The 11794-nt window shown below is 38.0% G+C and carries 5 protein-coding genes; 4 read left to right on the top strand and 1 reads right to left on the bottom strand.

Features of this window, described 5'->3' with window-relative positions:
- The first annotated feature begins 146 nt into the window (after positions 1–146).
- The 4 genes from ACFILD_RS05845 to ACFILD_RS05830 all read left to right on the top strand — a co-directional run bounded on the left by ACFILD_RS05845 (position 147) and on the right by ACFILD_RS05830 (position 5575).
- Complete coding sequence (locus ACFILD_RS05845) at positions 147–1331, top strand: COG4223 family protein (protein WP_375663351.1); 1185 nt, start codon at positions 147–149, stop codon at positions 1329–1331.
- 11 nt (positions 1332–1342) lie between these two features.
- Positions 1343–2902, top strand: coding sequence for a heme biosynthesis protein HemY (locus tag ACFILD_RS05840; protein ID WP_375637327.1), 1560 nt, complete (start codon positions 1343–1345; stop codon positions 2900–2902).
- A gap of 146 nt (positions 2903–3048) precedes the next feature.
- Complete coding sequence (locus ACFILD_RS05835) at positions 3049–3795, top strand: glutamine amidotransferase (protein ID WP_273790078.1); 747 nt, start codon at positions 3049–3051, stop codon at positions 3793–3795.
- Positions 3796–4588: 793 nt separating this feature from the next.
- Positions 4589–5575: a DUF2125 domain-containing protein gene (locus ACFILD_RS05830; RefSeq protein ID WP_375664880.1), complete on the top strand. Its 987-nt coding sequence runs from the start codon at positions 4589–4591 to the stop codon at positions 5573–5575.
- 1310 nt (positions 5576–6885) lie between these two features.
- On the opposite strand, the gene ACFILD_RS05825 is transcribed toward ACFILD_RS05830, so the two are convergent.
- Positions 6886–11550 (bottom strand): NAD-glutamate dehydrogenase, encoded by a 4665-nt coding sequence (locus ACFILD_RS05825; RefSeq protein ID WP_375664923.1) that lies wholly within the window; start codon positions 11548–11550, stop codon positions 6886–6888.
- Positions 11551–11794: the final 244 nt, after the last annotated feature.

Here is an 11794-nt window from a genome sequence, read left to right as displayed (position 1 = left end):
TTCGAGTATAAAATGCAAATGTTTTTTTAAAAACTTGTCTATTAAAGGCGATACTTGTAAATATTATTGAGAAAAGCTGCGTTTTTAAAACTTTTTTCATTTTATTATTTTATCATTAAAAAAAGTGTGCACGAAAAGTGACAGAGATGGTCGATTCTTCAAAACCAAAAGTTAAACCACATTATGCTGGTACGCGCCGTAAGAAACCAGTTATTGAACATGAAGCTGTTCCCCATGATTCAGAGGAAAAAATCCACAATTCTGTAGAATCTCATGCGCGAGAAAAACAGAATATGCAAGGTCAGGATAAAAGTCCCTCTAGTACAACTTGGCTTTTCTTATCCCTTTCTGGGATTTTGGGAGGATTCATTGCTTTGGGAATTTTTATGGGGCTTCAATGGGCTGGTTTTTTTCCTTCTCCTTTTGTGGAAAATTCTGCTGGAGGAGAAAAAGCTTTGCAGATTGCTGAAGCCGCAAAAAGTCAAGGTGAAGACACAAAGGAACAATTGAGGCGGGTCTTTCAAGAAATCGATGCGTTAAAAACAGAGTTGTCTTCTTTTTCATCACAACAGTTTAAAACAACGAAAAATGATGAACTATCGAAAGAAGAAAGCAAAAAAGCTTTTGCGATTTTAGAGGAAAAAGTAAAAGCTCTTGAAGAAATTGTACAAACTTTTGTTAGAAAGTCGAAAGAGATAGAGACGGCTTTGTCTGTTGGGCAGAGCAATGCAAATGATCTTGCTGCGTTAAAACAACAGTTAGAAGCACTACAGGAAGAAACTGCTGTTAAAAATAGTAAGAAAAAAGAAATAGATACCGCGCTCTTTACTGCAATTAGTTCATTAAAAAATGCTGTAGAGCGTGGTGGATCTTATAATAATGAATTAAAGCTATTACAACAATTATCGCCTTCAATTAATGGACTTGATGTGTTGCAAAAAACAGCTACTGTGGGTCTTCCAAGTTCAGCACAACTTTCAGTTGATTTTGCTCATGTTGCCGATGCAATTGTTGGTACGCAAAATCTTGTTGCGTCAGATGCTGGTTTTTTTGACCGAATTTTAGCGTGGATAAAAGGGCTCATTGTTTCGCGACCGATTGGAAATGTTGAAGGGACAACGCTGGAGGCTATTGCGGCACGCATGGAAGTTGCCATTCAAGCTGGTGATTACGAAAAGGCTTTGAGCGAATGGCAATCATTGCCTCAAAGTGCAAAAGATGTTTCAATGGATTTTGTTAAGCAGCTTGAAAGACATATTGCTATTCAACAGTTGTTGCAGCAATTGTTATTGTCTGTGCAACAAGGATCTTTTAAAGCAACAAAGATGTAAATAGGCCCAAGATGATACGTGTTTTTATTTATATTTTTGTTGTTTGTATCCTCGGTTTAGCTTTCACGTGGGTTGCTAATCACAATGGTATTTTTGTTCTCACATTTTTGCATTTCAGATTTTCTGCTTCATTTCTTACAGTGTTAAGTGTGCTTATTTTGTTTTTTATAACGCTGGTGCTTTTATGGTGGTTATTATCTTTCTTTTTTTCCATACCGAGTGCTCTTTCCAATTATTTTTATAAACGCCACCAAAAGCGTGGTTACGAAGCTCTTTCAAAGGGGATTCTTGCAACTTTTGCTGGTGATAGTATGGTTGCGCAAAAAATGGAAGCACGGGTTGCTAAATATCTTGCAGGAAAACAAGAGCCATTGGTAAAACTCTTACAGGCGCAAACCTTGTCTTTACAAAATGACTCTGTTCGCGCCATCGGTCTTTATGAGGAGATGAGAAAGGAAGATCCGACAAAACTGGTTGGACTTTATGGTTTGTTTCGTGAAGCAATGAAGAGTAAAGCTTATGAGGCAGCGCAACAATATGCCGAAGAGGCACTGACCTTATCGCCAGCACTTTTATGGGCGCATAAGGCGGTGCTTGATCGGTTAAGTGCTGAAGGTAAATGGGATAAGGCACTTACTGTTTTTGAAAGAACGCAAAAAGCTCTCCCGCGTTCTGCTCGCGCGACTCCAGAGCGGCAGCATATACAGGTTTTACTACTAAGTGGGCAGGCACTTTCTTTGTTTGATACACATCCTGTACAAGCACGTGAAGCTATTTTGAAAGCCCATAAATTGGCGCCTGATTTTGTTCCAATAATAGTTATTGCTGCTGATATTCTTTATAAGTTAAATGAAACGCGTAAAGCGGATAAAATGATTATAGCGGCTTGGCAAAAGAATCCTCATCCTGATTTGGGGACGCTTTATCTTGAAAGAGAAGAAGGAGCCATTGGGCGATTGAAAAGGGCTAAGACACTTGCTTCTTATAATAAAGATGCATTTGAGTCGGCTTTCCTTATTGCTAAAGCAGCTTTGGATGCTGGTGAAACAGCATTAGCAAGAGAGAAGGCACAAAAAGCATTACAATGTCATCCACGGGAAAGTGTTTATTTATTGTTGGCAGATATTGAAGAGGCACAGGGAAACAATCAAGGTGCTGTGCGTCAATGGCTTTCTTTAGCACTTCGTGCTGAACGTGATCCAGTATGGATGTGTGATGGGTCCATTTTTTCTTCTTGGTCAGCGGTTTCTCCAATCAGTGGACGTTTGGGCTGTTTTGAATGGAAGGCGCCTCCCTGTATGCCTTCTCTCACATTAGAGGCGGACAATATTGTGCCGAAAAAGCAAGACAAAGAGTATGTTATGGGAAAAAGTGATGATGTTGAAGATAAGAAGCTTGAAAAATTAACACCTATAGATAATTCTCTTTTGCATAATGCGCAGGTGGAGAAACAAGATATAAAAGAACAAGATGTAAAAATGTTCAGTCAAATTCATTTAAATGTTGATGATCCAGGGGTTAAAACAGAAGAAGACACATCTTTATCGAGGAAAAAGTTTCGTTTATTTTAAATTGCACCAATGTGATAATACGAATGTTTTCTCAGAAGAAACAATTGACCTAGAAGAAAAAATATCGTTAGTCTTTTCCAATAAAATTATTCTCTTATGCTTTAAAAATAAAGTTTTGCTTGGTAGCAGAGGTGATTGGTTAAAAAATGTTTTTAAATCAGAGATGTCTTGATAAAAAACAAAAAAATAACAAACCAAGGATTGCTGTCGTTATTCATCGGCGGTCTACCTATACTGGTCGTTTGGGAAAATTTTTACAACAAAAAGGTTTTGTTCTTGATATTTATCGTCCTATTTTTGGACAAAAACTCCCTGATACATTAGAGCATTATGCCGGTGTTGTTATTTTAGGGGGGCCGATGAGTGTGAATGACAGCGAAGCTTATATTGGTGAGGAAATTGATTGGATTTCGTTATCACTAAAGGAAAATAAGCCTTTTTTGGGTATTTGTCTTGGAGCACAAATGTTAGCGCGAAATCTAGGGGGGCGCGTTGGTACAAGAAGTGATGGGACTGTTGAAGTCGGCTGGTATCCACTAGAAGCAACCCCACAAGGGAAGGAATTGATGAATTGGCCAGAAATGGTCTACCATTTCCATGATGAAGGTATTTATGATTTACCGAAAGAGGCAATGCTTTTGGCAACAGGGAATACATATCCTACACAAGCTTTTCGTTATGGAAACAATGCATGGGGCTTGCAGTTTCATGCTGAGTTTACACGCGCTATGATGCGGCGTTTGGTCGTGCGTTCGGCACATAAATTGACTGAAAAAGGTGCTCAACCTGCTTGTGCACATTTGAAAGGTCGTTTAATCTATGATCGAGCTTTGAGCCAATGGTTTGAAAGCGCATTACACCAGATTTTTTGTACACCGCCCGTACTTGTGTGATTATTGACAACGCATTGATTTATATAAATAATTTACTGTTTTGCATATTGAATGAGAACCCCGAATATCGTAAGGTTTTCTCATTCCAAACCTGTGTATGTTGACTCAATAAAAACCTCTTGCTTGCTGTCACAAGTAGGGCTGGCGTGTGGGCAAAAACTGTATAAGAAAAGACTAAAAATGCTTCTTATGAACTGTCTTAAGTGCCAAGGGCTATCGCAAAATTGTGGGGGTAGCCAAATATAATGATGGTGCTGGCTTTGCTCCTCAATAAGCGTAAAGATGGGGGTGCTCAATGGTTTTATCGTTAAGAAACACTATTCATTATCATTTTTTGTGCTGTAAAACAGTATGGTTTAAGGCAGAGGTAGAAAATCTATGTAAAACTTTACACATGAGGTGTTTTTTGTTAAAGGGTGTAAAGGTTTTTTTAAGAAAATCTTGTTTGTTGAGCTTATGAGATACTGTACTTTAGAACGATGTATAGGGACTTCTTGAAGTGACCAGTAGATAAAATCCGGTCGATTAAGAAGTTGGATTGTGTATAAACTGACCGTGGTTGGGAATCTTTATCCTTTTTAGGGTGGGGAGGAAGTTAAGAGATAAAGAAAGTTTGAATATTGTCTAAATCCTTTCAAATACCATCATCACAAAAAAGTTTTTCTTTGAGTTATTTAATTTGTGGGCTCTTTTGTCTTGCTTTGGTATTTATTTATAGCGCGCTCTGGTTTTTTTTTCACGTAAAATAGAAGACTATGTTTCTGATATATTCACAAAAATATCTTCCCATAATATGGCGGCGGTATGTGAGAATGTGCACAAGGATGGTTATCCTTTACGTGTCGGTGTTGTTTGTGACAAGTTTCAATTTTCTTGGCCTTTACATGGGGTTTCTTTATCGACGGGGCGTTTGACAGCTGGTGCACCAATTTATGCACCTCATTTGGTCGAGTTTAATGTTCATTCCCCTGCATTAATTGTTTTTTCTGGAAAAACTTCCATAGTATCCAGTTGGCGCAATTTGATGATTGAAACAGAACCTTATTGGAAAACGGGTAAGACATTGAAGTTTATAGCTGAAGGGCTTGAGATTTCACCTTTTTCTTCTTCCCTTGAAGGTCAAAAGCTTCAAGAAGCGTTAGGAGCACAAACGACAGATAAAAAAACGACACAAGAAAATATTGAAGATCAGGCATCTTTGCAAAATACGCATAACGTGATTATTCAGCCGTTAGAGCCAAAAGAAGCTTCCCCAAAAATAACGGCAGAATTTTTTCGACTTGATCTTAAACATGAAAAGAATGATTTATCGGGACATATAACTTTTGACGGTTTTGATGCTTCTCCCTTTTTAAAATCTTCTTTTGTTGATATTCCTAAAATTGATGGCAATTTGAAATGGATTTTAAATGATGCCTCTCTTCTGTTTGAAAATGAAGGAAAAAATTGGCAACAGCGATTGTATGGAAAAAGTGGACTTTTAAAGCAAGGTGAATTGACTTTTCATACAGGTGGTGCAGTGCGTATTAGTGGACCTTTTTCTTTTGATGATGAAGGATATTTGACAGCAAAATTTGAACTTGTCCTTATTCAGTCTATGAAGCTTCTTGACACTCTGCAGCGCTTATTTCCCACGCAAACCAATAATCTTCAAGCGTTATTTTTTATTTTAGGTGCTTTGCCTAAAAATGCGGACGGCGCTCCCGTTCTTTCCTTGCTCATTAACAATGGGTGGGTAAAATTAGGCTTTTTAAAACTTGGTCGTCTTGCTCCGCTTTAGGTGTTGTACCAAAGCCTTTTTTAATTTTTACCACAAAATTTCGATTTTTTCTGATTTTCATACTTTTTTGCAATTTTAGAGTGTCAAAATCTATTTTAACAAAATGCGTATTTAATGGTAAAAAAAATAGCTATAAAAATAAAAAATTACCACCTACTCCTAATTCGTCCAACCTCTTTTCACTTAGTACAAAATCTTATATCAAACTACATATAGTAACAGTGTTTGTATGGAAAAAGTGGCATTTTAAAGTATGCTGAATTGCCTTTTTATACAGGTGGTGTGGTGCTTGTTAGGAACCTTTTTCTTTATATATGGAATGAGTATATTGCATATATCTGTTTGGGAGTAACCTCTTAAAACCAGTAAATAGCCTAGTTGGAGGAGAATATGAAGTTGTAAAGGGAAAAATCAACATCCATCTTTACTGTCATTTTTTATTCGATTTTACGCATTTCAAAAGCAGTTACAGTTATATCATTTTAAATGATAGATTAAGCTTATCCTTTTATTTCTGATGTTTTTTAATGAAGCCATGTGTCTTCCACGTAAAACAGAATATATTTGTATTGCATATTTACGTATTTGTTTAAAAAAATATTTCTCAGTGCTTCTTATTTCCGATGCCGCCTATGAATGGTATAACGATAGAGCCATTAAGGGCTACCATCTTTTCGGTTATGGAGTAATAAGCTGGGGCAACACCATCATATTATATTTGCTAACTCCAAATGTTACTGCGGATTTTGGCATTTGAGGCGGTTTATGAGGGGCATTTTTAGTCTTTTCTTTACTGTTTTTATCTATTCGGCTTTCCCATTTGCAATATGCAAGGGGAAATGGGGTTAATTGATTGAATATAAACAGATTTTAAATGAGACAAATTTAGAATATCGGGTTATCAGTTATCATAAAAATGATAAAATTATGATTGTAAATCAATATATTATATTTTTATGATGAAGGATATTTGACAGTAAAATCTGAATTTATTTTTTATTTTGAGTGCTCTGTCTAAAAATGCAGGATAGGGCTTTCGTTCTTCCCTTGCTGATTAGTCATGGGGGGATAGAACGGAGCAAAAGCTTAGCTGTTTTGTACTGCTTTTAAGTCTGAAAGTTTATGTTTTTAGGGTGAGAAATCAATCCTGGTGTTTTTTTTGAAATTGTTGCAAACAGTTCTATTGTGATAAATAGCGAGATTTTTATTGTTGGTGTTATGTCTAAAATGCAAACTTCTGCTCTGTCTTAGTTGGTTTGTCGTGGTGGTGGGATAGAACGGGAGATTGAGTGGGTCATTTTGTATTTGCTTTAGGTTTGAAAGCCAATATTTTGAAGTTGAGAAATCAATCCTGCTGCAAAAGTAAAACGAGAAATATTGAGATCATTTTCAATAAGGGCGCTAATGCGGTTTGTAATGTTGTGAATATGATCTTCTTCTGTTTTTTTCCAAGTGTCAAAAGGATCTTTTTTCTTTCCATAATTTTTGAGGATTTTCATAACGATTTGCCGAAAGCTTTCAGAAACATTTTCTTTGGCTTGGCTTAAAGCCATACTATCATAATAATCTACTACAGGGATTATACGACTTGCTTCGTTAATGCGGTTTATACGAATGATTTGCGCAAGTGAAAAGTAGATCTCTGCGGTTTTAATAAGATCACTGTTGCTTTTTTTTGCAATTAAAGAAATATCACAGATTGTTGAAGCAGCTTCCAAGAGAGCTAATTGTTTCGCTAATGCTTTTGGTGCTCCCTCTTCACTGTAGTGTAATGCTTTTTCTTCAATCTTTTGCTTAATATCGTTGTCGTGAGAATGCATAAGCTCTTTTTCAATAACGCTACGGGCTTGCTTTATTGTTTTTACAATTTCTTCTAATGGACGTGAGAGATCTATGTTGTGCAAACCCCAATTGGTTGTTTCAAAGAGCATTGGGGTCATTGCTGCGTAGAATTTATTTTGGACAAGACCGGGTATTTTATTATCAAGCTTATCAATTTGCTCAGACAATTGAGGAATTTCGAAACCATCGCGGATAGCAATGAAAACGCGAATAATATTTTCAGTCTTTTGTTCTGTTGCATCGTGTAGTCTATTAACAAAAGTGGGGCCTCCACGATTTACAATATCGTTGGCAATCAGCGTTGCGATAATATTACGACGCAATTGATGGTTAATAACTTCCTTCTTAAAATTTTCTTGAATTTGGGTTGGAAAATAGTTCAGCAAGGTTGTATTGAAATAGTGATCATCAACAATGGGGCTATTAGCAATTTCTTCTTTTAAGGTCAATTTAGCATAGGCAAAAATAACGGCGAGTTCTGGACGGAGAAGACCTTTGCCTTGGGTTGTTCTTTGTCGTAAAATTTGCTCATCAGGGAGTATTTCAACTCTGCGATCTAGAAGCTTTTTTTGTTCCAAGTCGTGCATAAAGCGTATTTGATAGGGCAAATCAGCAGTGCTCTGGTTTTCCGCCAAAGAAAGCGCAAGAGGTTGTAGATAATTGTTGCGCAAGACGAGTTGCTCGACTTGAGGCGTCATTTTTTTCAAGAGCTTATTGCGATCTTCGCGGGTTAACGTTTTGGCACGTAGTGCTGATGCAAGAACAATTTTGAGATTGACCTCAATATCAGAACAATTAACACCAGCAGAATTGTCAATGGCATCCGTATTGCATCGACCACCATTTGAGACATATTCAATTCGTCCACGTTGTGTAACACCAAGATTAGCCCCTTCGCCAATAATTTTTGCACGCACTTGTTCTCCGGTAATGCGTATTGCATCATTTGCACGATCACCTACTTGGGCATCGTTTTCTGTTGCAGCACGGATATAAGTACCAATGCCACCGAACCATAAAAGATCAACAGGGGCTTTGAGAAGAGCAGAGATAATTTCAAAGGGTGTTCCTGTTTGTTTTTCGAAACCAATGGCTTGTGCTGCTTCAGGTGAGAGAGTAATGGTTTTTTCTTTTCGTGAGAAGATACCACCGCCCTTTGATAATTTGCTTTGGTCGTAATCCTGCCAGCTTGAGCGAGGCAGTTTGAAGAGACGCGTACGCTCTGCATAGCTTTCGTCTATGTTCGGATCTGGATCAATAAAAATATCGCGGTGATCAAAAGCGGCAATCAATTTTGTTTGTTTGGAAAGCAGCATTCCATTGCCAAAGACATCACCAGACATATCGCCAACACCGACACAGGTGAAGGGCGTTGTTTGAATATCGTGATTAAATGATTCTCTAAAATGTCTTTTGACGGCTTCCCATGCACCTTTAGCTGTAATACCAATGTCTTTGTGGTCGTAACCTGCTGAGCCTCCAGAGGCAAAAGCATCATCGAGCCAAAAGTGATTTGCTTGGCTGATGGCGTTGGCTGTATCAGAAAAAGTTGCTGTTCCTTTGTCTGCCGCGACAACAAAATAGGGGTCAGGGTCATCATGACAGATGACATTATGGGGAGAACTTATTTTGCCGTTAATCAGATTGTCTGTGATGGAGAGCAAAGCTGTGATAAAGTCTGTATAAGCTTGTCGTGCTGCTTCTATGATGACAGCACGGTCATTTGTTTGGGGAAGCCGATGGGGATAGAAGCCACCTTTTGCACCTGCAGGAACGATAACTGCATTTTTAACTTGTTGGGCTTTGACTAAGCTAAGCACTTCGGTGCGATAATCTAATGCACGGTCAGACCAACGAATGCCGCCACGAGCGATAGGTCCAAAACGCAAATGGACCCCTTCAACTTCTGGTCCATAAACAAAAATTTCTCGGTAAGGTCGCGGTTCAGGCAAACCTTCAATCTGGCGTGGATTTAATTTGGTGGCTAAAATACGCCGTGGATTTCCATCAGGAAGAGGCGTAAAGGCATTCGTTCGTAAACTCGCCTCGATAAGGTTACAATAACGGCGTAAGATCAGGTCATCATCTAAACCAGAGACTTTCCGTAATTTTTCTTCAATGCGCTTTTGAATAACTTGTTGGTTTTTTTCCCGTTCTTTTTCTGTATGGCTTTGATGAAATTTTAAATGAAATAAAGCATAAAGATCTTGGGTAATGTCAGGATATGCATTTAAAGTTTGGGCAACGCGATCTTGCGAATAAGGAATTCCAGCTTGTTGGAGATAGCGCCCATAATGGCGCAAAATAACAATTTCATGCCAATCAAGCTCAGCTGTTTGTGTGAGAGCATTAAAGCCGTCATTATCAGCATTTTGTGCCCAAATGGCTTCAAAGGTTTCGGCGTGTTTTTGCCCGTCTTTTTCAAAATCGATACAGCGCTGGAAAGTACTTTCCAGCTGCATATCATGAAGATACACAGAGCGCCCATTGCCATCTGGTAATTCAAGGGTTTGTTCAGCAATAACGCGAAACCCCATATTTTCAAGGAGTGGTACACGTTTGGAAAGGGCAAGAGCTTCATGGCGGTGAAAAAGCCGAAGAGAAATGTACTGTTTTTCTTTGTTTTGTGCGTGATAAAAGATAACGAAAAGGGGCTTTTCATCATGAAGACTTAGAATATGTCCGGCATCGTTAATAGCGTCTTCAGCTGAAAATAAATCACGATAGCTGTTGGGGAATTCACTGGCTAGACGTGTTTGTTGCTCTGTTATTTTCTGGGTAAGAGCGATGGCTTGAACCCTGTCTTCCCAACTTCGTGCAATCGAACGTACATGTTGTTCAAGTGTGGAGCGCTCATGAAGGGGAACAGTTTCGTTTCCTTTGCGATGGATGATATAATAGACACGTATAAGGGTGCTTTCCAAAAATAGCGGATAAGATTCAAAAAAGTCACCTTTATAAAGCTCAACAAAATGTTCGCCAACTTTTTCACGCAAGCTGCTGCTATATTGGTCACGCGGTACGTAGACAAGGATAGAAACAAAGCGTCCAAAAGAATCAGTGTGGGCAAGAACCCGTAAACGTGGGCGCTCATCTAATTGTAGAATAAGCTTAGTGTTTTCTGTCAATGTATCAACATCAGAGCGAAACATTTCATCTCTTGGATAGGTTTCTAAAGCACTGATGAGTGCTTTACCTGAATAATCGGCGTGATTGTGTCCAAGACGTTGAATAATAGTTCGGGCTTTTTCTTTTAAGAAAGGAATTTGCAAAATAGAACGTGTATAAGCTGAGGAGGTAAAAAGCCCTACAATGCGTAATTCTCCACAGAGTTGGTTTTCTTTATCAAAGATTTTAAGACCAATATAATCGAGCCAAACAGAACGGTGAATTTTGGAGCGGCTGTTCGCTTTTGTCACGATAAACAGATTATCGCTTTCCATGAAGGATAAAACTTCTTGAGGAGGTTCTTTCATGCTTTTATCGTCAACAATATGAATAGAAGCATCCGTGAGTATACCAAGTTCAATATTACTGGCTGTAAAGGATTTTAGGGGTTTTTGGTCTTTGATGAAGTTGTAAGTGCGCATACCAAGGAAAATGAAATTATCGTCCATTAGCCAGTGAAGAAATTCAATAGCTTTTTCGCCTTCTTGTTTGTAGTGTGGGGGAAGACTTATTTGGTAGGCATGAATCTGCTTTTCAACTTCTTCAAGCATAGGTTTCCAGTCTTGTACAGCAGCATTAACCTGTTCAAGAACTAAGGTGAGTTCATTTTCAAGTTTTTGTATTTGCTGTTTGTTTAATGACTCGATGTGAATTTGCATCAGACTGATGCGTTTTCCAGAAGCACAATCAATAATGGGGTGTGCAATCAAATAGATATGGTTTTTGTGTTGATTAAAAACATTTAAAATAGAATCGAGAAGAAAGGGTTTGTTATCATTGACAAGCGTGATAACGGTTATAGGTCTGTTACTACGGGTTAAATTTTGCTCAAAGCAGATGGTATTTTTTCCCGTCTGATGGAGATTAAAAGCTTTTACCGCGATGGCTGTGGCTTTTTGAAGTTCTTCATTTTCATAATAAGCAATATCTTCTTTATCGGTTTGGGCAAAAAGGATTTGTTCTATTTTATCTTGGGTGTTTTTTGTCTCTGTTTTTTTTGTTGCAACACATTCACTCTCCCTTTTTGCTCTTAAGGGGTCTTTAATTAAAAGCAGACCATTATATTTTTTATATACTGTAACACCTTCTTTCTAAAGAAAATAGCTCTTTATTTGGAAAGAATGAGTTTGTTTTTGCTATTTTTTAGTAATATTTTGCACTTTAAAGAAATATTTTGCTTCAAGGAAAGGGCACTTTTAGTATTTTTGT

The organism is Bartonella sp. CL162QHHD (assembly GCF_042195435.1).
In the GTDB taxonomy this organism is placed as follows: Bacteria; Pseudomonadota; Alphaproteobacteria; order Rhizobiales; family Rhizobiaceae; genus Bartonella.
Note: the sequence above shows the minus strand (reverse complement) of the source record. Positions and strands in the feature narration are given on the sequence as shown.

What these genes read in the sequence shown, in the direction of transcription:
- ACFILD_RS05845 (WP_375663351.1), top strand. Translation starts at nt 147, where the DNA reads ATGGTCGATTCTTCAAAACCAAAAGTTAAACCACATTATGCTGGTACG.
- ACFILD_RS05840 (WP_375637327.1), top strand. Translation starts at nt 1,343, where the DNA reads ATGATACGTGTTTTTATTTATATTTTTGTTGTTTGTATCCTCGGTTTA.
- ACFILD_RS05835 (WP_273790078.1), top strand. Translation starts at nt 3,049, where the DNA reads ATGTTTTTAAATCAGAGATGTCTTGATAAAAAACAAAAAAATAACAAA.
- ACFILD_RS05830 (WP_375664880.1), top strand. Translation starts at nt 4,589, where the DNA reads ATGGCGGCGGTATGTGAGAATGTGCACAAGGATGGTTATCCTTTACGT.